This window comes from Micromonospora sp. CA-249363 (assembly GCF_050950185.1).
In the GTDB taxonomy this organism is placed as follows: Bacteria; Actinomycetota; Actinomycetes; order Mycobacteriales; family Micromonosporaceae; genus Micromonospora.
Map to the genome: position 1 here is coordinate 971716 of NZ_CP192020.1, position 21640 is coordinate 993355.

Sequence of the window (21640 nt, forward strand, 5' to 3'; positions counted from 1 at the left end):
CGCTGTGTCACCACCGTCGTAGGGCCGCGAGGGCCGGCTCGACGAGTTGTGCGGTTCCGCCGGCCAGCGGCTCGGGCAGCTGGTCGGGCGGGAACCATCCCAGCGCCTCGGCCTCGTCGCTGACCTGCTCGACCGCGTCGGCCGGGGCGACCACGGCGAACCGGACGTCGTAGTGGCGCGAGCCGCCCTGGCACTGCACCTCGTGTACGTCGATGTCGATCGGCACCGGGTCGATGCGCAGGCCGGCGATGCCGGATTCCTCGGTGGCTTCGCGCAGCGCGGCCTGGACAAGCGTCCGGTCGACCGGCTCGCAGTGCCCGCCGAGCTGTACCCAGCGGCTGAACTTGGCGTGCAGACAGAGCAGCACCCGTGCGCCGGTCGGGTCCAACACCAGCGCGCTCGCGGTGACGTGGCCGGGACGGTGTTGGCGGCTCATCGCGATCGGCCCGGCGGCGAGCAGCGCGAGGGTGCGTTCGCGTGCCTCGGCGGCTGCCGGGCTGGTCGGCTGCCAGCCCTCGAGCAGCGCGACGGCGTCGGCGTGCAGTGCCGCGAACGTGGCGGGATCGGTGGGATCGACGGCGGGTTCGGTCATCGCGGTGTCGGGCATCCCGTCACTCTACGATCGGGCGGCGCGCTGCCTGGCCGACGAGGCCTATCACGGAGGTGGGTGACCGGACGACACCTCTGCGGAGCAAGGGCCGCAGACCCTCGTGGTGCCGCCCGATCACCGGTCCTCCCCAGTCCCGGTGCCCCGGCCTCGACCGCGTCAAGGACGCGTCGGTGCCGTGCTCGGGCACTGGAAGCATGCCCAACCGTCCCCGGGGGCGTCGAGGTTTTTCAGCCCAGGCTTAAAGATGGAGATAACTGCCGGCCAGGTAGAGTCGAAATGGCCGCCCGGCATCCCTCTGCCGGCGGCTCGGGAGTGCTCCATGCTGAAGATCCATTTTTCCGGCGAGGACATCCTCCGGACCCGGGTGGCACCGGCGGCCGACCCGGTCTGGGAGTTGGTCCTCAGCCTGCACGCGTTGCAGGGCCGCAACCGCGACCCGCTGACGTCCGCCTGGCGGCACACCGTGACCCGCGGGCTGCGCCGGGACATCGCCTCCGAACAGCTACGACTGCTCTTCGCCCTCAATCCGCCGCGCGGCTACTTCCCCGACTTCCTCACCCCGTACGCGAGTGTGGAGGGTTTCGAGGCGGGCTTGGAAGCGGTGCGCAGCACGCCGATCGAGGTGCTCCAACGGGACCTGACCCTGGTGGCCGCCGAGAACCAGTTGCCCGCCTCGGCCGGCGCGCTGGCCCGTGGCGACGTGGCGACGTTGCGGCACCTCGCGGATTCGATGGAGCAGTACCGGGCGCTGGCGATCAGCCCGTACTGGAGCCGGATCCAGGCTGCCGTGGCGGCGGACCGTAACCGCCGTGCCCGCGCCCTCCTCGACGGCGGCGTCGAGGGCCTCCTGACCAGCCTGCGCCCGACCATGCGCTGGGCGAGTGGAGTGCTGGAGGTGCGCGACTACCCGCACAGCCGGGAGTTGCACCTGGACGGGCGAGGGCTGCTGCTGGTGCCGTCGTTCTTCTGCGCACCCACACCGGTCGCCCTGCTCGACCCGGCGCTGCCGCCCGTCCTGGTCTATCCCGTGGACCGGCTCGGCGGCCTCGCCGTCACCGACGGCGAGGCGTCGGCGGCGACCGCCGCCGGCCGCGAGTCGCTGGCCGCGCTGCTCGGCCGGACCAGGGCCGCGGTGCTTCAGGCCAGCCATGACGGCTGTACGACGGGCGAGATGGCCCGTCGGCTCGACATCTCCCCGGCGGCGGCGAGCCAGCACGCCACCGTTCTCCGCAACGCCGGCCTGCTCGTCAGCCACCGCGACCGCAATACCGTGCTCCACACGCTGACCCCGCTGGGCCGAGCAGTCCTAGAGGCCTAACCCCCGACCCCGCCCCCGCCCTGCCCCCGCCCCCGCCCGGCGATCATGAAGTTGTTGCCATGACACGCCGGGGCGACCGGCAACAACTTCATGATCGACGCCGGGTCGGCCGGGAGCCGCACGCCGAAGGGGAGACCTACAGGGCCAGGGCGGCGCTGGCCGGGCTGCCGGCGGGTGGGGGCAGCAGCGTGGACGGGACACCCTCGGCGGCCAGGGCGATACGCAGCCGATGCAGGTCGGCGCCGAAGCGGACCAGGTCCATCGGGTCGACCGGCGCCGGGGCGGTCCCGAGCACCAGCGCGGTGGCGTCGGCGGGCCAGCCCGGCACCTCGGCGACCAGCCCGGCGCGTACCTCCGCCTCGTCGACAAGCGTGAAGACGGTGCCCGGCGTGACCACCTCGGCGACCGCGTCGAGCGCCCGCCGGACCGCGGCGGGGTCGATGGGCTCGGGGCCGACGGCCTCGGCGAGGGTCGCGGCGTCGGCCAGCCCGGCGGCGCGGGCCTCGGCGGTGCCCAGCGAGAAGAGGTCCTGCGCGGCGTCGCGGACCAGCGCACGCGCGCCGCCGGAGTCGTCCGCGCCGGTGGCGGTGAGGTATCCCCGCACCACGGCCACCGGGACCTGGTCACACTTACCCTTGATCAACTCACCGGCGCCCGCCAGCTCGTCCACCACGGCCATCTGGGTGAGCTGGAGTTCGTTGCCGTACGGGTCGACCTCGCCCCGGTGGTCGCGGATGGCCGGCATCCCGGCGACCCCGAGCGCGACGTCGGTGAGTCCGTTGCGCCAGGGCCGGCCCATCGTGTCGCTGACGATCACTGCGACGTCGAGGTCGTACCGGTCCCGGAGCGCGGTGCGCAGCTCCCGGGCCGACGCGTCCGGATCCGCCGGCAACAGTACCAACCGGGTCTTGTCGACGTTCGACGCGTCGATCCCGGCGGACGCCATCACGAACCCGTGGTGGGTCTGCACGATCCGGGTCGCGCCCCGGGTGGCCACGACCCGCGCGGTCTCGCCGGCCAGCACCTCGTCGCGCGCGGCGAGCCGCTCCGGTCCGTCCGCCGGGACGTCGACCAGACGCCCCTCCGCCTTGGAGACGATCTTGCTGGTCACCACCAGCACGTCGCCGTCGCGCAGCCACGGCGCGGCGGTGGCGATCAACGCCGCCAGGTCGTCGCCCTCGGTCACATGGCCGATGCCCAGCACCGGCAGGATCTCCAGCCTCACGTCAACTCCACCGCGGCGCGGACCATCGCCGCCGTCGCCGCCTCGTCGGTCATCCGCAGCGGCACCGCGCGGACCGTCACCTCCGGCACCAGCGTGTCGGCGTCCTCCTCGGCGACCAGCCAGCCGTCCAGCAGGCCGCCGGCCGGCCGGCCGCCGTACAGCCGGCCCACTCCCGCCGCGCTGCACTCGACCCCGAGTACCTCGAGACACCGGTCGGCCATGCCGCGTACCGGCGCGCCGCCGATGATCGGCGAGACACCCACCACCGCCGCCGGGCCGTCCACCACGGCCTCCCGCATCCCGGGTACGGCGAGCACGGGCGCGACGCTCACCACGGGGTTGCTCGGGGCGATCAGCACCAGGTCGGCAGCCCCGATGGCGTCCAGCACACCGGGGGCCGGCTTCGCCGTCTCCGCGCCCACGAACACGAATCGGTGGGTCGGGATGTTCGCCCGGTACCGCACCCACCACTCCTGGAAGTGGATGGCCCGCTGAATCTGGTCGTCCTCGGCGGCGTCGGCGCCGTTCGCGGGCTCACCGCCGCCGCTCACGATGGCGTGGGTTTCCAGCCGGTCGTCGGTCGCCGGCAGCAGGCGGATGCCCGGCTGCCAGCGGGTCGCCAGCGCCTCGGTGACCGCGCTGAGCGGGTAGCCCCCGTTGAGCATGGTGCTGCGGACCAGGTGGGTGGCGATGTCCTTGTCGCCGAGGCCGAACCAGGTGGGCTCGACGCCGTACGCGGCCAGCTCCTCCTTGACCGTCCAGCTCTCGCCGACCCGGCCCCAGCCCCGCTCCGGGTCGGCGCCGCCGCCGAGGGTGTACATGACGCTGTCCAGGTCGGGGCAGATCTTCAACCCGTGCAGCCACAGGTCGTCGCCGACGTTGACCACGGCGGTCACCTCGGCGCCGACCTCGCGGGCGTACGCCCGGACGCCGAGCAGGAACCGGGCGCCCCCGATGCCGCCGGCCAGAACCACGATGCGCATGTCGACCATCCTCGCGTACGTGACGCCTCCGGTCCGCCGGTGCCCGGGGAGACTAGGCTCACGTGCGCCCTGTCCGTCAACGCCCCGAGGGGGAGCTCGTGACCAGCCCCGCCGAGCCCGCGTCCGCCGACGCGACGCAGGCCCGCCAGCTGACCAAGCCACTGCGCGAACTGGGTGCGCTCGCCCTGCTCGGCGCCAACGCCGTCTTCCTCTTCGTGGGACTGCTCCGGCTGATCAGTCCCGCCGAGTACACCGACTTCACCGGGCGGGCGGGTAGCTCCTTCTTCTCGTTCATCGGGGTGGAGGCGGTGGTCCTGCCGTTGTTGGCGGTGCTGTTGGCCACCCACGTCGCGCCGGTGCTGCCGAAGGCGAAGCTCATCACGCAGGTGGCGCTCGGCGAGTACGCGTTCAGCGCGCTGCTCGGCACGCTCACCATGCTGATCTGGACGGTGGGCCGGCTCGCCCAGGCGGAGATCTTCGACGCGCTGCTCGGTGTGCTCACCCGCTTCGCCTGGCTGGTGATCTTCGCGGTGGCGGCCTGGGTGGTCTTCACGATCTGGCGGGCGTTCTACTACGTGCCCAAGCCCAAGCCGCAGCCGGGCGTCTACGGGCAGCCGCCGCAGGGCTGGCCGCAGCAGCCCGGTGGTTGGCCGGCCCCGGGTCAGCCCGGTCAGCCGCAGGGCGGGTGGCCGGCCCCCGGCCAGCCGGGCGGCTACCCGCAGTCGGGCCAGCCGGGTGGCTACCCGCAGGCGCAGTTCCCGGGCCAGTACGGCCAGCCGTCCCCGCCGTTCCAGCCCCCGCAGTCCGCGCCGCCGTTCCAGGCGACCCCGCAGTCCGCGCCCCCGTTCCCGCAGTCCGCCCCGCCGGCGAACCCGGGTCCGCAGTCCGCGCCGGCGGCCCCGCAGTCCGCGCCGCCGTTCCCGCAGTCCGCCCCGCCGGCGAACCCGGGCCCGCAGTTCGCGCCCGCGCCGCCGTTCGGGCAGCCGCCGTCGGCCGACCCGACCCAGACCATCCCTCGCCAGTCCGCCGAGCCGGCCGCCGCCGACCCGACCCAGGCCATCCCGCGCCCGGCCAACGAGGACAACGACCGCACCCAGCACATCAACCCCGACAAACCGCGCTGACCCGCACCCCGCCAACCTCGCGCCGATCTTGCACTTTCGGTTGTCGGTTCGCGTGAAACACCCCTTGTGTCACCGCAGCAAGTGCAAGATCGACGAGCGCTCGCCGATCTTGCACTTGCTGTTGTCGTTATGAGTGGCCTGCCCCCTTGTGTCGCCACAGAAACTGCAAGATCGGCGCGGGCTGGGGGGCGGGGTGAGGCGCGGGGTGAGGGCGGGGTGGGGGCGGGCTGGGGGCGCGGGGAGCGGGACTGGTTGGGTGGGGAGTTGCTGCGCATAGGGTTAGCGGATGGTTGATCGGATGTACCCCGGGCCTGGCGAGGCGAGCGTGCGGCGGGCCCTTGGTCGGGCCGCTGCCGGCCGGGCGCTGGACCTTGACGAGGCGACCGCGTTGCTCTCCGCTCGCGGTGCGGCTCTGGACGAGCTGCTCCGGGTGGCCGGTCAGATCCGCGACGCCGGGCTGCGGGAGGCTGGGCGGCCGGGCGTCGTCACGTACTCGAAGAAGGTTTTCATCCCGCTGACCCGGCTCTGCCGGGACCGCTGCCACTACTGCACCTTCGCCACCGTGCCGCACCGATTGCCGGCGCCGTTCCTGGACCGCGACGAGGTGCTGGCCATCGCCCGTGCGGGCGCCGCCCAGGGCTGCAAGGAGGCCCTGTTCACCCTCGGTGACCGGCCGGAGGAGCGGTGGCCGGCGGCCCGCACCTGGCTGGACGAGCGCGGCTACGACTCCACCCTGGACTACCTGCGCGCCTGCGCGGTGGCCGTGCTGGAGGAGACGGGCCTGTTGCCGCACCTCAACCCGGGGGTGCTGTCCTGGTCGGAGCTGCAACGGCTCAAGCCGGTGGCGCCCAGCATGGGCATGATGTTGGAGACCACGGCCACGCGCCTGTGGTCCGAGCCGGGCGGCCCGCACTACGGCTCACCGGACAAGGAGCCGGCGGTACGGCTGCGGGTGCTCGACGACGCCGGCCGGGTCGGGGTGCCGTTCACGACGGGCATCCTGATCGGCATCGGGGAGACGCCGGCCGAGCGGGTGGACGCGCTGTTCGCGATCCGTCGCGCCAACCGGGAGTACGGCCACCTCCAGGAGGTGATCGTGCAGAACTTCCGCGCCAAGCCGGACACGGCGATGCGTGGCATGCCCGACGCGGAGCTGCACGACCTGGCCGCCACGGTCGCCGTGGCCCGGTTGCTGCTCGGCCCGAAGGCCCGTGTCCAGGCCCCGCCGAACCTCATCGCCGGCGAGTACGACCTGCTGCTGCGGGCCGGCATCGACGACTGGGGAGGCGTCTCGCCGCTGACCCCGGACCACGTCAACCCGGAGCGCCCGTGGCCGCAGATCGAGGAGCTGGCCCGGCACACCGAGCTGGCCGGGTTCACGCTGCGGGAGCGGTTGACCATCTACCCGGAGTACGTGCGGGCGGGCGACCCGTGGCTCGACCCGCGCCTGTTGCCGCACGTCACCGCGCTGGCCGACCCGCAGACCGGGCTCGCCATCCAGGAGGCCCGGCCGGTGGGTCGACCATGGCAGGAGCCGGAGGAGGTGTTCGGCGGGCGGACCGACCTGCACGCCACCATCGACACGACCGGCCGGACCGACGACCGGCGCGGTGATTTCGACAGCGTCTACGGCGACTGGGCCGAGGTCGCCGGCAAGGTCACCCCCGAGGCGGCGGCGCGCCGGACGGACGTACCCCCGGTGACGGCCGGCAGCGGCGCGGACCGTGACCTGGCGGCCGGGCTGCGGCTCGCGGCCGACGACCCGGCGGCGCTGCTCGACCCCGCCCACACGGATGCGGCGCTGGCGCTGTTCGCGGCGGACGGGCCGGCGCTGGACGAGTTGTGCCGGCTCGCCGACGACGTGCGCCGGGACGCGGTCGGGGACGACGTGACCTACGTGGTCAACCGCAACATCAACTTCAGCAACGTCTGCTACGTGGGCTGCCGGTTCTGCGCCTTCGCGCAGCGTGAGCGGGACGCCGACGCCTACCGGCTCTCCGTCGACCAGGTCGCCGACCGCGCCGAGGAGGCCTGGGCGGCCGGTGCCAGCGAGGTGTGCCTCCAGGGCGGGATCGACCCGAAGATGCCGGTGACCGGGTACGCCGACATCGTCCGCGCGATCAAGGCCCGGGTGCCCGAGATGCACGTGCACGCGTTCTCCCCGATGGAGATCGTCACCGCCGCCGCGAAGGCCGGCGTGCCGGTCCGCGAGTGGCTGACCCAGCTCCGCGAGGCCGGCCTGGACACCATCCCGGGCACCGCCGCCGAGATCCTCGACGACGACGTGCGCTGGGTGCTGACCAAGGGCAAACTGCCGGCCGCCGCCTGGGTCGAGGTGGTCAGCACGGCCCATGAGCTGGGCATCCGGTCCAGCTCCACCATGATGTACGGCCATGTCGACCACCCTGGACAATGGCTCGCGCACTTCCGGGTGCTGGCCGGTGTGCAGGACCGTACGGGTGGGTTCACCGAGTTCGTGGCGCTGCCGTTCGTGCACACCAACGCGCCGATCTACCTGGCCGGCATCGCCCGTCCCGGGCCGACCTGGCGGGAGAACCGGGTGGTGCACGCCATGTCCCGGCTGCTGCTGCACGGCCGGATCGACAACATCCAGTGCTCCTGGGTGAAGCTCGGCGACGAGGGCACGGTGGCGATGCTCCAGGGCGGCTGCAACGACCTGGGCGGCACGCTGATGGAGGAGACCATCTCCCGGATGGCGGGGTCCGGCAACGGTTCGGCGCGTACCGAGGAGCAGTTGCGGGCCATCGCGACGGCGGCCGGACGTCCGGCGCGCAAGCGGACGACCGCATACGGTCACATCCGTTCCTGAAGTCGAACCTTTTCCCGCCGCCGGCCGTACCAAGCGATGCCGGCGGCGGTCGCGGCGAGGGCCGCCGCCGGTGTTCCCCCAGGGGCCCGGCGGCGTCGGTCGGCGGCACCGGACCCGTCACCGCGGGCGCGTGCGCGCCGCCGCCGGAAAGGCTCTCCATGACCACTGATCAGCGGAAGCGGCCCTGGCCGCGACTGACCCGCCGGCAGACGTTGACCGCCGCGGCCAGCGCCACCCTCGGCGCCGCCGCGCTCACCGTGCCGGGCCTGTCGGCCGCCCAGAACGCGCCGGGCGCGGCGGGTCGGGCCGACGAGCCGATCGTCGTGCACCTGCGCGACGCCGCGTCCGGAACGATGGACGTCTTCGTCGGTGAGTCCCGGATCGAGGTACGCGACCGCGGCCTCGCGGACCGGCTGCGCCGCGCCGCCAAGCGCTGACCAGCGCCTTCGCCCGGCGCAGACCAGCGCCCTCCGCCCGCCATCAGTCCCCGCCCAGTGAGGTTGGTCCGCCATGTCTTCCCACCGCGAGGCCCCGGAGATAGCCAAGGATCCGGTCGCCGACAGCTCCGACCTTTACGCGTTCGTCAGCCCCGACAAGCCGGACACGGTCACGCTGATCGCCAACTACGTGCCGTTGCAGCTTCCGTCCGGAGGGCCGAACTTCTTCGAGTTCGGCGACGACGTGCGCTACGAGATCCACATCGACAACAACGGTGACGGTCATCCGGAGGTCACCTATCGGTTCGAGTTCACCACCGAGATCACCAACCCGAACAGCTTCCTCTACAACACCGGGCCCATCGAGTCGCTCGACAGCAAGAACTGGAACCGCCGGCAGTTCTACAGCCTGACCCGGATCACCGACGGGCGGGAGCACCGGCTGGCGCACAAGCTGCCGTGCCCGCCGTGCAACGTCGGTCCGCTGTCCACGCCGAAGTACGCCGACCTCGTACGGCAGGCCACCTACACCCTGTCGACGGGGGAGCGGGTCTTCGCGGGGCAGCGCGCGGACGGATTCTTCGTCGACCTGGGAGCGATCTTCGACCTCGGCACGCTGCGGCCGTTCCAGCAGTTGCACGTGGCCGGCAAGAAGATCTTCAAGGCCGAGGGGGAGCCGGTCAACGCCACCGACCGGATGAACGTGCACAGCATCGCCCTGCAGGTGCCGCTGAAGCAGGTGCGTCGCCGCGCCAACCGCTACAGCCCCGCCGACGCCGCGTCGGTGCTGGGGGTGTGGACGTCGGCGTCGCGCCGGCAGGTCCGGGTGCTCGGCGACCGGGGCGGGTCGGACACGTCGACCGGCCCGTTCACCCAGGTCTCCCGACTGGGCAATCCGCTGTTCAACGAGGTCATCGTGCCGATGTCCAAGAAGGACCTGTGGAACTCGCTGCCGCCGTCGGAGGACAAGCGGTTCGCGCGGTTCGTCGAGCAGCCGGAGTTGGCCGCGCTGCTGCCGGCGCTCTACCCGGACGTCTTCCCGAACCTGGACAAGCTCAACAAGTCCAAGAAGGCGCGGGCCGACCTGGTGGCGATCCTGCTCACGGGCGTACCGGCCGGTCTGATCGACGGCTTCACGAACGCCACCGGCGACGTGCAGGCCGACATGCTGCGGTTGAACACGGCGATCGCGCCAAACCGGAGGCCGGACCGGTTCGGGGTCCTCGGCGGCGATCTGGCCGGCTTCCCGAACGGGCGGCGGGTCGGTGACGACGTGGTCAGCATCGCGCTACGGGCGATCGCCGGGGTGACCGTCCCGCTGGTGGACAAGACGTTCCGCCCGGACGCGGCCGCCGGCGCGGTCACTCCGGGCCTCAGCGCCGCCGACGTGACGGCGCCGTTCCTCGCGAACTTCCCCTACCTGGGTACGCCGTACGACGGGTTCAACAACCCGCCGGCGTCGTCCTGACGTCGGGCGGGTGAAGCGGTGATGCACGAACACACGTACGGACCGTCGGAGACGGGGAGTGTCGTCCTCGATCTGGGCGGTGACACCGGAGCCCTGATCATCTACACGGGTCGGGATCTGCACGGCCGGGAGATCGAGATCAGTCGCGGCGACGACCGGCGGGTCCACTCGGCGGTGCGGGAACGTCGGGTCCGGGACGGCTCGTTCCACAGTGCGGTCTATCCGGACCTGCCCGCCGGGATCTATACCGTCTGGTGGGACGAGAACACGTCCGCCGGGACGGTATCTGTCCATGGTGGAGGTATCGCCGAGTTCGCCTGGCCGAGCAGGGGTTTCGGAGCCGCCGGCTGACCTCGACGCGCCCACTGTCCGCTCGCACCCCGTCCACATCGTGGGCGGGGTGCGTGTGCTGTCCACAACTGGACGGGCGGTCTGCGCCGCACCGCGTTAACCTGTCCCCCACCAAGATCAGCTTTGCGAGGGAGGTGTCGGTGCTCCTCGGTCGGCGGGCCGCCCGGGGGAGCGCCACGGCAGAAAAGTCGGGCAACTCGCCGGAGAGGGCGTTACTCGGCCGGGGTCTGAATCGATAGGGCAGGTTGCGAGGCTGGACGGTCCTGGTGGCCGGCCAGGGTTGTCGGGAGGGCGACTCCATTATCAAGTTTGGCTTGACGGCGCACGCATTACACGCGTGTAATTTGAATGGGGTTGTTCGCACGGAACGCAACAAAACGGGACCGGACGGACAAGCACGCCTTTCGCGTGGGGGGTTGCAGCGGCGATGACGCCGGTGCGCGACAAGGAGGCATTTGATGGACGGCCAGCTTGAGGTGGCCGACCTGCTCGGAAACGCGCCGGAGTGGCAGGAGCGGGCCTTGTGCTCGCAGACCGACCCCGAGGCGTTCTTTCCCGAGAAGGGCGGCTCGACCCGTGAGGCGAAGCGAATCTGCTCGCGTTGCGAGGTCAAGACCGAATGCCTCGAATACGCTCTCGGCCACGACGAGCGGTTCGGTATCTGGGGTGGGCTCTCGGAGCGGGAACGGCGCAAGTTGAAGCGGCGCGCCGCCTGAGCGGTACGGCGTCGGGGGTGGTGCGAGTCGAGGCGGTGGGGGCCGCCCGGCTCAGGCCAGTTCGTCGGGGTCGACCCCGAGCAGGTTCGCCACCTGCTCGATGATCACGTCATGGACGAGGTCGGCGAGATCTTCGCGGTCCATCGCCCGGAACTCCAGGGGTCGGCGGTACAGCACGATCCGGGGCGGCACCTCCTGGCGGCCGGGGCGACCCGGCAGCAGCCGGGCCAGCGGCACCTCGCCGTCCTCCAGCACATCCGAGTCGTAGACGTTCAGGTCCGGCGGAACGTCCTCGACCGCGAACTCGACGCCGGCCAGCTCCTTGGCGAACCGTCGCTCCAGCGTCTCGACGGTGTCCAACACCAGGTCGTCGAAGACCTCCGCCTTGGTCCGCGCCAACGGCACGGTAGCCGGCACCAGGCGCCCGCGCAGGCCACGCCCGTGCCGGTCGCGGTGCGCGCGCCGGCCGGGGCCGGGGCGGCGGTGTTCCGGGCTCGTCATGAGGCAAAGGGTAGCCCCCGTGTCGGGTCGGCCAGCGGCACCGTCACCAGCGTGGCGCGGCGCGACCCCGGCCGAGAATTGTGATCACCACGACGGGCGTGTCGCAACGCGAAGCGATGCGCCGGACCCGGTAATGGAGATACCCTGCCGCCGTGAGGTCACCACGGCGCTGCTCCCGTAACGGCTGCCCCCGGCAAGCGGTCGCCACATTGACCTATGTCTACAACGAGTCCACCGCCGTGGTCGGCCCGTTGGCGGCGTTCGCTGAGCCACACACCTACGACCTGTGTGAGCAGCACGCCCGTAGTCTCACGGCGCCGCGCGGCTGGGACGTGGTCCGGCACGAGGGCGAGTTCGAGCCGCCCCCGCCCACCACGGACGACCTGGTGGCGTTGGCCGAAGCGGTCCGCGAGGCGGCCCGCCCGGCCCCCCGCCCGCCAGAACCGGACCAGCCCCACCCGGAAAACCCCCACCAGACCGGCCGCCGAGGCCACCTCCGGGTAATCCCCCCCAACCACTGACCGCCCCCGCCCCCGCCCCCGCCGGCCCCGCCCGGTGATCATGAAGTTATTGCCGCGACACGCCGATGCGGAGCGCAACAACTTCATGATCAACGCGTGCGGGCGGCGGTTACTGGCCCACGAGGCGGGAGAAGGTCTTGGCGCTTCTGGCGGGGCGGCCGGTTCGGTTCTCCTTCGCGTCGGCGCTGGTCATGACGCGTAGGGCCGTGTTCATCGCCAGCCAGCGCAGGGGTTCCGGCTCCCACCTGGGGGAGCGGTGGTCGACCCAGGGCAGCCTTGTCAGCTCGCTCTGCTCCCCGCGGATCAGGTCGGCCAGGGTCCGGCCAGCGAGGTTGCTGGCACCGACCCCGTCCCCGACGTAGCCGCCCGCCCAGGCCAGCCCGCTGGCCCGGTCGAACCCGACCGAGGCGGCCCAGTCCCGGGTCACTCCGAGCGGGCCACCCCAGGTGTACGCGACCGGGACGTCCGGCCCGAGGACCGGGAACAGTTCGCCCAGGGTTCGCCGCAGCGCCGCGAAGACCCGTGGCTCCCGGTCCTGGCCGGGAGAGATCCGGGACCCGAAATGGTACGGAGCACCGCGCCCGCCGAAGGCCAACCGCCCGTCGGCCGTCCGCTGGCCGTAGATGATCACGTGGCGGTGGTCGGAGAACGTCTCCCGATCCGCCAGTCCGATCCGTTCCCAGGCGTGCTCCGGCAGCGGCTCGGTCGCCACCATCAGCGAGTACACCGGCGCGACCGTGCGCCGCAGCCCGGGGAGCGTCGGTGTGTACCCCTCGGTGGCCCGCACCACCACCGACGCCCGCACGGTCCCCGCAGACGTGACCGCCGCGCCGGCCCGGATCGCGGTCACCGGGGTGTGTTCGTGGATGGTCACCCCGAGGCGTTCCACCGCCCGCGCGAGACCACGCACCAGCTTCGCGGGGTGCACGGTCGCGCAGTGCGGGGTGTACGTCCCACCGCGTACCCCCTCGGCGGCGCAACGGGCCGCGGCCTCGTCGGCGTCGAGGAGCGCCAGGTGGTCGACGCCGAAGCCGAACGCGCGGGCCTCGTCCACGGTGGCACGAGCGCGGGCGAGCTGCGGACCGGTCCGGGCGAGCGTGACGGTGCCGCCGTCCGCCCAGTCGCAGTCGATGCCCTCCGCCACGACCACCCGGCCCACCGCGGGGACGGTGTCGTGCAGCGCCCGCTGCATGGCGACCGCCGCGTCGCGGCCGTGGCGGCGGGCCAGCCCGGTCAGCGACGTGGGAAAGAGCGCGGAGCACCAGCCGCCGTTGCGCCCCGACGCCCCGTACCCCGCGATCTCCTTCTCCAGGACGACGACCCGCAGCGTCGGGTCGGCCTGGGCCAGGTGGTACGCCGTCCACAGCCCGGTGTAGCCGGCGCCCACGATCACCACGTCGGCGTCCGTGTCGCCGGGCAACGCGGGCCGAGGGGTCAATGGCTCGTCCACGCTGGACAGCCAGTACGACAGGTCCTGGTAGCGCACGGTCAGAGCCGCGACCAGGCCTCGGTCAGGACCGTACGGAGGATCTGCTCGATCTCGTCGAAGTGCCGCTGCTCGGCGATCAGCGGCGGGGCGAGCTGGATGACCGGGTCACCCCGGTCGTCGGCCCGGCAGTAGAGGCCGGCCTGGAACAGGGCGGTGGACAGGAAGCCGCGTAGCAGCCGCTCCGACTCGGCCTCGTCGAAGGTCTCCCGGGTGGTCTTGTCCTTGACCAGCTCGATGCCGTAGAAGTAGCCGTCGCCCCGGACGTCGCCGACGATCGGCAGGTCGTGCAGCTTCTTCAGGGTGGCGCGGAACGCGTCCTCGTTGGCGCGTACGTGCCCGACGAGGTCCTCGCGGGCGAACACCTCGAGGTTGGCCAGCGCCACCGCGCAGGACACCGGGTGCCCGCCGAAGGTCACCCCGTGGGCGAACATGCCGGTCTCGGTCAGGAACGGCTCCATCAGTCGGTCGCTGGCGATCATCGCGCCGAGCGGGGCGTACCCGGAGGTGATGCCCTTGGCGGTGGTGATGATGTCCGGCTGGTAGCCGTAGCGGACGGCCCCGAAGTACTCGCCGAGCCGACCCCACGAGCAGATCACCTCGTCGGAGACGAGCAGCACGTCGTACGCGTCGCAGATCTCCCGGACCCGCTCGAAGTAGCCGGGTGGTGGTGGGAAGCAGCCGCCGGAGTTCTGCACCGGCTCCAGGAAGACCGCCGCGACGGTGTCCGGCCCCTCGCGCTCGATGGCCCGGCCGATCTCGTCGGCGGCCCAGCGGCCGAACGCCTCGGGGTCGTCGCCGTGCTCGGGCGCCCGGTAGAAGTTGGTGTTCGGCACCTTGATTCCGCCGGGCACCAGCGGCTCGAAGTCGCTCTTGATGCCGGGCAGGCCGGTGATCGACAGCGCGCCCATCGAGGTGCCGTGGTAGGCGATGTAGCGGCTGACCACCTTGTACTTGTTGGGCTGGCCGGTGCGCTTGAAGTAGGCCCGGGCCAGCTTCCACGCCGCCTCCACTGCCTCGGAGCCGCCGGTGGTGAAGAAGACCCGGTTCAGGTCGCCGGGGGTGAGCGAGGCGATCTTCTCGGCCAGCTCGACGGCCGTCGGGTGGGCGTACGACCAGAGCGGGAAGTACGCCAGCTCGCCGGCCTGCTTGGCAGCGGCCTCGGCCAGCTCGGTGCGGCCGTGACCGGCGTTGACGACGAACAGCCCGGCGAGCCCGTCGAGGTAGCGGCGGCCCTGCGCGTCCCAGATGTACGCGCCCTCGCCGCGCACGATGGTCGGCACCTCGCCGGCGGAGTAGCTCGCCATCCGGGTGAAGTGCATCCAGAGGTGGTCGGTGGCGTCGGCCATGTCAGCCCCATCGATCGTCGGGCCGGTCAAGGGGTGAAGCCGGCCGCTCTGCCCACGGTTATCGCACAGTCCGGTGTCCTTCGGCAAGTGGTATCAGTTGCCTAGATGGCTGGGTGCGACGGAATCAGCGAGTAGTGGCAGCCTGGGCAACGGATTTCGCATCGGTGTGTGGGGGTGGGCGGTATGAGGTGGGACGCTGTCGAGCTGCCCCAGATGTGGGGCGGCCCGCTTGGCCCCGGGCCTCCTGCTTGATCCACTCCGGTTCGCCGAAGTCGCGGTATCAGGGCGCGGTTGATACCGCGACATCGGCGAAGTCGAGTGGATCAACGGCAGGGTTGGCCCGTGTCTGCATCGGGGACCCGGGTGGGACGCCTCGGGGGCGGTTCGAGGGCATCCCGGGTGCACGCCAACACGTCCGACCGCAACACGCCGGTAGGCCGCAGACATCGACACTCAGCGTGGCTAACGTGCGGCGCAGCGTGCACCGAGCGGGCCGCGCTCTGCACCGATCGAGGCGGCACGGCGTGCTCCCCGCGGGGTAGCAGGGCGTGTTGCGCGTGGCCGGCAGGCAGGAGGAGTCCGATGGCGAACGAGGCGTTGCGGGTGGCGATGGCCGAGGCGGGGGAGACGGTCGAGTCGTTGGCCGAGAAGGTCCGCGTCGACCCGAAGACGGCGGGGCGGTGGCTGGCGTCCGGGCGTATCCCGCATCCGCGTACCCGGATCGCGGTCGCCGAGATCCTGCGCCGGGACGCGGCGGATCTCTGGCCGGAGGCGTTCCGCCGCCGGGACCTGCCGTGGTTCCGGCCGTGGGCCGAGCTGGAGCAGGACGCCATCTCGCTGCGGTCGTATGAGCCGCTGCTCGTGCCGGGCCTGCTCCAGACCGAGGGGTACGCCCGGGCGATCCTGAACACCGGTGGCCTGGTGCCACCCTCCGAAGTGGACCAGATCGTGGCGAGCCGAATCGACCGGCAGGCGGTCCTTCGCCGCGACGCGCCACCCCAGCTCGTCGTGGTGCTCGACGAGGTGGTGCTCCGCCGGCCGGCCGGCGACGGGTCGGTGATGGCCGGTCAACTGCGGCACCTGGCCTCGGCCGCTGAGTGGGAGCACGTGCAGGTCCGGATCATCCCCGCCGAGAGCCCGTGGCACACCGGCCTCGCCGGCCCCTTCGTGCTGGGCCGGCTGCCCGACGGGACCGAATTGGCGTATCTCGACAACCAGCTCCGCGGTCAGATCGTGACCGATGCTCTCGACGTGGCTAACCTGGGACGCAGGTGGGAGAGCGTCACCGGTGAGGCGTTGCCCCGACGCCAGTCGATCGAGCTGATCAGGGAAGTGGCCACGACATGGACATGACCGACGCGCGCTGGCGCACCGCGACCCGCAGCAGCAACAACGGCGGAAACTGCGTCGAGGTGGCCGACAATCTGCCCGGCCGGGTGCTGGTGCGCGACAGCAAGGACCGCGAGGGCGGCACCCTGACCTTCGAACCCACCAGTTGGCGTTCCTTCGTCGAGCAGTTGCGGCAGGTGTGAGATGACCGACGCGCGCTGGCGCACCGCGACCCGCAGCAGCAACAACGGCGGTGACTGCGTCGAGGTGGCCGACAACCTGCCCGGCCGGGTGCTGGTCCGGGACAGCAAGGATCGCGACGGCGCCACCCTGACCTTCGCGCCGACCGCCTGGGCGTCGTTCGTCGACGCGGTCCGCGCGACGGTTCGCTGATCCACTCGGGATCCCGAAAACCGGGGCATCCGAGCGCTCCGGACACCCCGACTTCCTGCAAACCGAGTCGATCAAGCGCCGCCGAGCGCCAGAGCGGGAGCCGTCAGGCCGTACCCCAGGTGTAGGTCTGTTTGCGGAGCTTGAGGTAGACGAACGCCTCGGTGGAGAGCACCCCCGGCACCGCGCGTAGCCGTTGCAGGATCTCCAGCAGGTGGTCGTCGTTGCGGCAGACCACCTCGGTGAGCAGGTCGAACGACCCGGCGGTGATGACGACGTAGTCGACCTCGTCCAGCTCGGCGAGCCGGTCGGCGACTGCCTCCAGGTCGCCGTCGGTACGCAGCCCGATCATCGCCTGGCGGGGGAAGCCGAGCTGGAGGGGATCGGTCACGGCGACGATCTGCATGACGCCGGAGTCGAGCAGTCGCTGTACCCGCTGGCGGACCGCCGCCTCGGAGAGGCCGACCGCTTTGCCGATGGTGGCGTACGGCCGGCGGCCGTCCTCCTGGAGCTGCTCGATGATCTGCTTGGCCACGTCGTCCAGCAGAGCGTGGTTGGCCCCTTCACGCACAGCGACGCGGCGACCGCCGCCGCCGCTCTCGTGCTGCCGGTTCGTCATCGTGCGCTCCCCATGTCCCGAATCGTGATGTCGCGCGTGTATCCCCGCGCAGTCTGGCGTATTTCGTCGTCAACTGCTAATCCCGCAACGGAATCCCTTGTAAGGGAGGTTTCCTCATGTCAGGATCAGTGCTCCCTGGCACCTGACCCTCCCGACATTCCCGCCGGCGCGCCTCCCCCGTCCCGCCGCCGACGATGACCCCCTAGGAGTCGTCATGCGTACTCCCCTCCGGCCCCTCTCCCGGCGTGGACTGCTCACCGGCACCCTCGGTTCGGCCGCCCTTCTCGCCGCGGGCGGCAGCCTCGCCGGCTGTGGCACCAAGGGCGCCCAGCAGACCGAGGCCGGCTGCGTCAGCGAGGACCTGTCCGGCACCGAGAAGAAGCTGGCCTTTTCCAACTGGCCGCAGTACATGGACGTCGACGAGAAGGACGAGTCCAAGCGACCGAGCCTGGACGAGTTCATCACGAAGACCGGCATCCAGGTGACCTACACCGAGGACATCAACGACAACAACGAGTTCTTCGGCAAGGTGCAGAACCAACTGGCCGCCTGCCAGAGCACCGACCGGGACATCATCGTGCTGACCGACTGGATGGCGGCGCGGATGATCCGGCTCGGCTGGATCCAGAAGCTCGACCCGGCGAAGATCCCGAACGTGCAGGCGAACCTGCTGCCGTCGCTGCTCAAGCGCCCCTTCGACACGGAGAACCGGATCTCGATCCCGTGGCAGTCCGGCCTGGCCGGGTTGGCGTACAACGGCAGCGTCACCAAGGAGCTGCGGACCGTCGACGAGCTGCTGACCCGCCCCGACCTCAAGGGCAAGGTGACGGCGCTGAGCGAGATGCGCGACACCATGGGTCTGCTGCTCGGCTCCAACGGGCACGACCCGTCCAACTTCACGGCGGCCCAGTTCGACGACGCGCTCAACAAGCTCAAGAAGGCCGTCGACTCCGGACAGATCCGCAAGTTCACCGGCAACGACTACGCACCCGACCTGGCCAAGGGCGACATCGCCGCGTGCATCGGCTGGTCCGGGGACGTCATCCAGCTCTCCGGTGAGAACGAGAAGGTGCAGTTCGTCGCGCCCGACTCCGGCGTGATGCTCTACAGCGACAACATGTTGGTCCCGAACAAGGCCGCCCACAAGGGCAACGCCGAGGCGCTGATCAACTACTACTACGAGCCGGCCGTCGCCGCGAAGCTCGCCGCGTACGTCAACTACATCTGCCCGGTCAAGGGCGCCCAGGCCGAGATGGAGAAGATCGACCCGGATCTGGCCGCCAACCCGCTGATCTTCCCCGACGACGCGCTGCTGGCGAAGTCCAAGGTCTTCATGGCCCTGGACGAGAAGCAGGAGAAGGAGTACGAGGGCAAGTTCCAGCAGGTCATCGGGGCGTGACGAGGATGGCGCGCGAGACACCCGCCGGCGACCTGCGCCTGGCCAACCTCACCAAGCGGTTCGGCATCTTCACCGCCGTCGACGACCTCGGTCTGACGATCCCGCAGGGCTCGTTCTTCGCGCTGCTCGGCGCGTCCGGCTGCGGCAAGACCACCACCCTGCGGATGATCGCCGGGCTGGAGGAGCCGACGAGCGGTCAGGTGCTGCTCGGCGACACCGACATCGCCCGGCTGCGGCCGTACAAGCGGCCGGTGAACACGGTCTTCCAGAGCTACGCCCTCTTTCCGCACCTCACCATCTTCGAGAACGTGGCCTTCGGGCTGCGTCGACGCGGCATCCGCTCGGTCGACGACGAGGTCCGGCGGATGCTGTCGCTGGTGCAGCTCGACGGCTTCGGCCCGCGCCGCCCGGCTCAGCTCTCCGGCGGCCAGCAGCAGCGGGTCGCGCTGGCCCGCGCGCTGATCAACAAGCCGCAGGTGCTGCTGCTCGACGAGCCGCTGGGCGCGCTCGACCTGAAGTTGCGCCGGCAGATGCAGATCGAGCTGAAGCGCATCCAGACCGAGGTCGGCATCACCTTCGTGCACGTCACCCACGACCAGGAGGAGGCCATGACCATGGCCGACACCGTCGCGGTGATGAACGCCGGCCGCATCGAGCAGCAGGGTGCTCCGGTCGACCTCTACGAGTTCCCGGCCACCGCGTTCGTGGCGAACTTCCTCGGCCAGTCCAACCTCCTCGCCGGCGAGGCCGCCGGCACGAGCGGCGGCGAGGTCGCGGTGACGGCGCACGGTTCGCGCTTCTCGGTGCCCGCCGGCCGCTCGCGCGCCGACCGGGGTCCGGTTCACCTGGGGGTACGCCCGGAGAAGCTGCAACTGGTCGGCTCCGCCGACCAGGTCCCCCAAGGACACCAACACGTCACCGGTGTGGTCACCGACGCCTCCTACGTGGGCGTCAGCACCCAGTACCTGCTGCGCACCGCCTGGGGCACCGAACTGTCCGTCTTCGCCGCCAACAGCGGTACCGCGACGCCGGTGCCGGTCGGCGGCGAGGCCGTGGCGCACTGGGATCCACGGCACGCGTTCCTGCTGCCCCGTGACGCCGCCGACGTCGACCGGACGTCCCCGGTGCTCGACGAGCCGGTGGGTGCGTCGTCGTGACCCTCCTGACGCCCACCAAGACGGGCGAGCCGCCGCCCGCGGCACCGGCGGACCGGTCCGGGCGGTACCGCCTCCTGCCGTACCTGCTGCTGTTGCCCGGCGCGGCCTGGCTGCTCGTCTTCTTCGGTGTGCCGCTGCTGCAGCTCGCCGCCGCGAGCCTGTACGACCCCAGCGGCTCGCTCTCCACCGGGTACGCGATGACCTGGGCGTTCGGCAACTACCCGGACGTGGTGCAGGCGTACTGGCCGCAGCTTCTGCGCTCGTTCGGCTACGCCGGGCTGGCCCTGGTGGTGGCGCTGCTGCTGGGCTACCCGTTGGCGTACGCCATCGCGCAGAAGGCCGGCCGGTGGAAGAACCTGCTGCTGGTGTGCGTGGTCGCGCCGATGTTCACCAGCTTCCTCGTCCGTACGCTGGCCTGGAAGACGATCCTGTCGGACAACGGCGCGCTCGTCGGCCTGCTGCGCGACGTGCACCTGCTCGCGCCCGACGGTCGGCTGTTGGCGACACCGTTCGCGGTGGTGCTCGGCCTCACGTACAACTTCCTGCCGTTCCTCGTGCTGCCGCTGTACGCGAGCCTGGAGCGGCTCGACGGCCGGCTGCTGGAGGCGGCCACCGACCTGTACGCGAGCCCGGTCCAGGCGTTCCGGCGGGTGACCCTGCCGCTGTCGATGCCCGGCCTGGTCGCCGGCACGCTGCTGTTCTTCATCCCGGCCAGCGGCGACTACATCAACGCCGAACTGCTCGGCACCCCCAACGAGTACATGGTCGGCAACGTCATCGACTCGGCGTTCCTGGTCCGGCTGGACTACCCGCAGGGAGCGGCGCTGTCGTTCCTGCTGATGGCGGCGATCCTCGCGGTGGTCTTCGGCTACCTGCGCAGGGCTGGAACCGAGGAGGTCCTGTGAGGGTTTCCCGCTGGCTGGCCGACCGCTGGGTGATGATCGTGGCGCTGCTGGTCCTCGGCTACCTGTCGCTGCCGATCCTGGTGGTGGCCGGGCTGTCGTTCAACCGCCCGTCGAGCCGACTGTCGTACGACTTCAACGAGTTCACCCTCGACAACTGGCGGCAGCCCTGCGCCACCTCGGACATGTGCGAAGCGGTCGTCCGCAGCGTGCAGATCGGCTTTCTCGCCACGGTCGTCGCCACCGTGCTCGGCACGCTGATGGCGTTCGCGCTGGTCCGACACCGCTTCCGGGGCCGAGCCGGGATCAACGTGCTGATCTTCCTGCCGATGGCGACACCGGAGCTGGTGATGGGCACGTCACTGCTGGCCCTGTTCGTGTCGGCCGGGGTGCCGCAGGGCTTCTGGACCATCGTGATCGCGCACGTCATGTTCTGCGTGTCGTTCGTGGTGGTCACCGTGAAGGCACGCCTCGCCGGGATGGACCGGCGGCTGGAGGAGGCCGCCATGGACCTGTACGCCAGCGAGTGGCAGACGTTCCGGCGGATCACCCTGCCGCTGGTGCTGCCCGGCATCGTGGCCGCCGCCCTGTTGGCCTTCTCGTTGAGCTTCGACGACTTCATCATCACGAACTTCAACGCCGGTACGACGGTCACGTTCCCCATGTACGTGTGGGGCGCCGCCCAGCGGGGCATCCCGCCGCAGGTCAACGTCATCGGCACCGCGATGTTCGCGATCGCGCTGCTGCTGGTCGGGCTCAGCTCGCTGCGCTGGCGGCGGGAACGCCGCGCCAACCTGCTGGCCGGGACGACACCGCAGGCGCGGCGGCCGTCGTGACCCCGGGCCGGCGTGCTGCTCGGGGCGTCTGTCCCGCCGGGGTCCGGCGCGCTGATCGGTGCGTCTGTTCCGCCGTGGGCCGGCGCGCG

22 protein-coding genes are annotated in these 21640 nt (G+C 71.3%); 15 read left to right on the plus strand and 7 right to left on the minus strand.

The window, feature by feature from the left end; all coding sequences use genetic code 11:
- Window positions 1-7: 7 nt before the first annotated feature.
- Complete coding sequence (locus tag ACQPZK_RS04640) at window positions 8-607, minus strand: NUDIX hydrolase (protein ID WP_433537102.1); 600 nt, start codon at window positions 605-607, stop codon at window positions 8-10.
- 322 nt (window positions 608-929) lie between these two features.
- Here ACQPZK_RS04640 and ACQPZK_RS04645 point away from each other — a divergent pair, with 322 nt between their 5' ends.
- Window positions 930-1928, plus strand: coding sequence for an ArsR/SmtB family transcription factor (locus ACQPZK_RS04645; protein WP_433537103.1), 999 nt, complete (start codon window positions 930-932; stop codon window positions 1926-1928).
- A 136-nt stretch (window positions 1929-2064) separates the two neighbouring features.
- On the opposite strand, the gene ACQPZK_RS04650 is transcribed toward ACQPZK_RS04645, so the two are convergent.
- Both ACQPZK_RS04650 and cofD read right to left on the minus strand, forming a co-directional pair.
- Window positions 2065-3153: a coenzyme F420-0:L-glutamate ligase gene (locus tag ACQPZK_RS04650; RefSeq protein WP_433537104.1), complete on the minus strand. Its 1089-nt coding sequence runs from the start codon at window positions 3151-3153 to the stop codon at window positions 2065-2067.
- Window positions 3150-4136, minus strand: a complete 987-nt coding sequence (gene cofD / locus ACQPZK_RS04655; RefSeq protein ID WP_433537105.1) for a 2-phospho-L-lactate transferase — start codon at window positions 4134-4136, stop codon at window positions 3150-3152. Before cofD ends, ACQPZK_RS04650 begins: the two co-directional genes overlap by 4 nt.
- A gap of 98 nt (window positions 4137-4234) precedes the next feature.
- On the opposite strand from cofD, the gene ACQPZK_RS04660 reads away from it, so the two are divergent.
- The 6 genes from ACQPZK_RS04660 to ACQPZK_RS04685 all read left to right on the plus strand — a co-directional run bounded on the left by ACQPZK_RS04660 (window position 4235) and on the right by ACQPZK_RS04685 (window position 11062).
- Window positions 4235-5260 carry a hypothetical protein gene (locus tag ACQPZK_RS04660; RefSeq protein ID WP_433537106.1) on the plus strand — a complete coding sequence of 342 codons (1026 nt, stop codon included), beginning with the start codon at window positions 4235-4237 and terminating at the stop codon, window positions 5258-5260.
- 286 nt (window positions 5261-5546) lie between these two features.
- The gene (locus tag ACQPZK_RS04665; RefSeq protein ID WP_433537107.1) at window positions 5547-8090 is read left to right on the plus strand and encodes a bifunctional FO biosynthesis protein CofGH; all 2544 of its coding nucleotides are present in this window, start codon (window positions 5547-5549) and stop codon (window positions 8088-8090) included.
- A 158-nt stretch (window positions 8091-8248) separates the two neighbouring features.
- On the plus strand, window positions 8249-8527 hold the full coding sequence (locus tag ACQPZK_RS04670) for a hypothetical protein (protein ID WP_357129962.1): 279 nt from the start codon (window positions 8249-8251) through the stop codon (window positions 8525-8527).
- 73 nt (window positions 8528-8600) lie between these two features.
- Window positions 8601-9995 carry a DUF4331 domain-containing protein gene (locus tag ACQPZK_RS04675; protein WP_433537108.1) on the plus strand — a complete coding sequence of 465 codons (1395 nt, stop codon included), beginning with the start codon at window positions 8601-8603 and terminating at the stop codon, window positions 9993-9995.
- A gap of 21 nt (window positions 9996-10016) precedes the next feature.
- Entirely contained in the window at window positions 10017-10346 is a 330-nt protein-coding gene (locus tag ACQPZK_RS04680) for a phospholipase (RefSeq protein WP_433539112.1), read from the plus strand.
- A gap of 458 nt (window positions 10347-10804) precedes the next feature.
- On the plus strand, window positions 10805-11062 hold the full coding sequence (locus ACQPZK_RS04685; RefSeq protein WP_007455784.1) for a WhiB family transcriptional regulator: 258 nt from the start codon (window positions 10805-10807) through the stop codon (window positions 11060-11062).
- A gap of 51 nt (window positions 11063-11113) precedes the next feature.
- Here the strand turns inward: ACQPZK_RS04685 and ACQPZK_RS04690 are convergent, their stop codons facing one another.
- Window positions 11114-11563, minus strand: coding sequence for a metallopeptidase family protein (locus ACQPZK_RS04690; protein ID WP_007455785.1), 450 nt, complete (start codon window positions 11561-11563; stop codon window positions 11114-11116).
- A gap of 152 nt (window positions 11564-11715) precedes the next feature.
- Here ACQPZK_RS04690 and ACQPZK_RS04695 point away from each other — a divergent pair, with 152 nt between their 5' ends.
- Window positions 11716-12084, plus strand: coding sequence for a DUF3499 domain-containing protein (locus ACQPZK_RS04695; RefSeq protein ID WP_355053579.1), 369 nt, complete (start codon window positions 11716-11718; stop codon window positions 12082-12084).
- Window positions 12085-12193: 109 nt separating this feature from the next.
- Here the strand turns inward: ACQPZK_RS04695 and ACQPZK_RS04700 are convergent, their stop codons facing one another.
- On the minus strand, window positions 12194-13570 hold the full coding sequence (locus ACQPZK_RS04700) for an NAD(P)/FAD-dependent oxidoreductase (protein ID WP_433537109.1): 1377 nt from the start codon (window positions 13568-13570) through the stop codon (window positions 12194-12196).
- A 2-nt stretch (window positions 13571-13572) separates the two neighbouring features.
- The gene (locus ACQPZK_RS04705) at window positions 13573-14919 is read right to left on the minus strand and encodes an aspartate aminotransferase family protein (RefSeq protein WP_433537110.1); all 1347 of its coding nucleotides are present in this window, start codon (window positions 14917-14919) and stop codon (window positions 13573-13575) included.
- A gap of 582 nt (window positions 14920-15501) precedes the next feature.
- Between ACQPZK_RS04705 and ACQPZK_RS04710 the strand changes: the two genes are divergently transcribed.
- From ACQPZK_RS04710 to ACQPZK_RS04720, 3 genes are read left to right on the plus strand one after another with little or no spacing between them, the layout of a single operon-like run.
- Window positions 15502-16272 (plus strand): DUF5753 domain-containing protein, encoded by a 771-nt coding sequence (locus ACQPZK_RS04710; protein ID WP_433537111.1) that lies wholly within the window; start codon window positions 15502-15504, stop codon window positions 16270-16272.
- Window positions 16263-16451 (plus strand): DUF397 domain-containing protein, encoded by a 189-nt coding sequence (locus tag ACQPZK_RS04715; protein WP_433537112.1) that lies wholly within the window; start codon window positions 16263-16265, stop codon window positions 16449-16451. The genes ACQPZK_RS04710 and ACQPZK_RS04715 overlap by 10 nt, the downstream gene beginning before the upstream one ends.
- Window position 16452: 1 nt before the next feature.
- Window positions 16453-16641, plus strand: a complete 189-nt coding sequence (locus ACQPZK_RS04720; protein ID WP_433537113.1) for a DUF397 domain-containing protein — start codon at window positions 16453-16455, stop codon at window positions 16639-16641.
- A 103-nt stretch (window positions 16642-16744) separates the two neighbouring features.
- On the opposite strand, the gene ACQPZK_RS04725 is transcribed toward ACQPZK_RS04720, so the two are convergent.
- The gene (locus ACQPZK_RS04725) at window positions 16745-17257 is read right to left on the minus strand and encodes an Lrp/AsnC family transcriptional regulator (protein WP_355053574.1); all 513 of its coding nucleotides are present in this window, start codon (window positions 17255-17257) and stop codon (window positions 16745-16747) included.
- A gap of 214 nt (window positions 17258-17471) precedes the next feature.
- On the opposite strand from ACQPZK_RS04725, the gene ACQPZK_RS04730 reads away from it, so the two are divergent.
- The 4 genes from ACQPZK_RS04730 to ACQPZK_RS04745 are packed head-to-tail and all read left to right on the plus strand — an operon-like array spanning window position 17472 to window position 21551.
- Window positions 17472-18656: an extracellular solute-binding protein gene (locus ACQPZK_RS04730; RefSeq protein ID WP_433537114.1), complete on the plus strand. Its 1185-nt coding sequence runs from the start codon at window positions 17472-17474 to the stop codon at window positions 18654-18656.
- Between the two features lie 5 nt (window positions 18657-18661).
- Window positions 18662-19813, plus strand: a complete 1152-nt coding sequence (locus tag ACQPZK_RS04735) for an ABC transporter ATP-binding protein (RefSeq protein ID WP_433537115.1) — start codon at window positions 18662-18664, stop codon at window positions 19811-19813.
- Entirely contained in the window at window positions 19810-20718 is a 909-nt protein-coding gene (locus ACQPZK_RS04740) for an ABC transporter permease (RefSeq protein WP_433537116.1), read from the plus strand. Before ACQPZK_RS04735 ends, ACQPZK_RS04740 begins: the two co-directional genes overlap by 4 nt.
- The gene (locus ACQPZK_RS04745; RefSeq protein ID WP_433537117.1) at window positions 20715-21551 is read left to right on the plus strand and encodes an ABC transporter permease; all 837 of its coding nucleotides are present in this window, start codon (window positions 20715-20717) and stop codon (window positions 21549-21551) included. Before ACQPZK_RS04740 ends, ACQPZK_RS04745 begins: the two co-directional genes overlap by 4 nt.
- Window positions 21552-21640 lie beyond the last annotated feature (89 nt).

Bases quoted from the DNA above. Each gene is read 5' to 3' on its own strand.
- ACQPZK_RS04735 (WP_433537115.1), top strand. From the start codon at position 18,662: ATGGCGCGCGAGACACCCGCCGGCGACCTGCGCCTGGCCAACCTCACC.
- cofD (WP_433537105.1), bottom strand. From the start codon at position 4,136: ATGCGCATCGTGGTTCTGGCCGGCGGCATCGGGGGCGCCCGGTTCCTG.
- ACQPZK_RS04715 (WP_433537112.1), top strand. From the start codon at position 16,263: ATGGACATGACCGACGCGCGCTGGCGCACCGCGACCCGCAGCAGCAAC.
- ACQPZK_RS04730 (WP_433537114.1), top strand. From the start codon at position 17,472: ATGCGTACTCCCCTCCGGCCCCTCTCCCGGCGTGGACTGCTCACCGGC.
- ACQPZK_RS04670 (WP_357129962.1), top strand. From the start codon at position 8,249: ATGACCACTGATCAGCGGAAGCGGCCCTGGCCGCGACTGACCCGCCGG.
- ACQPZK_RS04640 (WP_433537102.1), bottom strand. From the start codon at position 607: ATGCCCGACACCGCGATGACCGAACCCGCCGTCGATCCCACCGATCCC.
- ACQPZK_RS04710 (WP_433537111.1), top strand. From the start codon at position 15,502: ATGGCGAACGAGGCGTTGCGGGTGGCGATGGCCGAGGCGGGGGAGACG.
- ACQPZK_RS04675 (WP_433537108.1), top strand. From the start codon at position 8,601: ATGTCTTCCCACCGCGAGGCCCCGGAGATAGCCAAGGATCCGGTCGCC.
- ACQPZK_RS04685 (WP_007455784.1), top strand. From the start codon at position 10,805: ATGGACGGCCAGCTTGAGGTGGCCGACCTGCTCGGAAACGCGCCGGAG.
- ACQPZK_RS04725 (WP_355053574.1), bottom strand. From the start codon at position 17,257: ATGACGAACCGGCAGCACGAGAGCGGCGGCGGCGGTCGCCGCGTCGCT.
- ACQPZK_RS04720 (WP_433537113.1), top strand. From the start codon at position 16,453: ATGACCGACGCGCGCTGGCGCACCGCGACCCGCAGCAGCAACAACGGC.
- ACQPZK_RS04705 (WP_433537110.1), bottom strand. From the start codon at position 14,919: ATGGCCGACGCCACCGACCACCTCTGGATGCACTTCACCCGGATGGCG.
- ACQPZK_RS04645 (WP_433537103.1), top strand. From the start codon at position 930: ATGCTGAAGATCCATTTTTCCGGCGAGGACATCCTCCGGACCCGGGTG.
- ACQPZK_RS04665 (WP_433537107.1), top strand. From the start codon at position 5,547: ATGGTTGATCGGATGTACCCCGGGCCTGGCGAGGCGAGCGTGCGGCGG.
- ACQPZK_RS04680 (WP_433539112.1), top strand. From the start codon at position 10,017: ATGCACGAACACACGTACGGACCGTCGGAGACGGGGAGTGTCGTCCTC.
- ACQPZK_RS04690 (WP_007455785.1), bottom strand. From the start codon at position 11,563: ATGACGAGCCCGGAACACCGCCGCCCCGGCCCCGGCCGGCGCGCGCAC.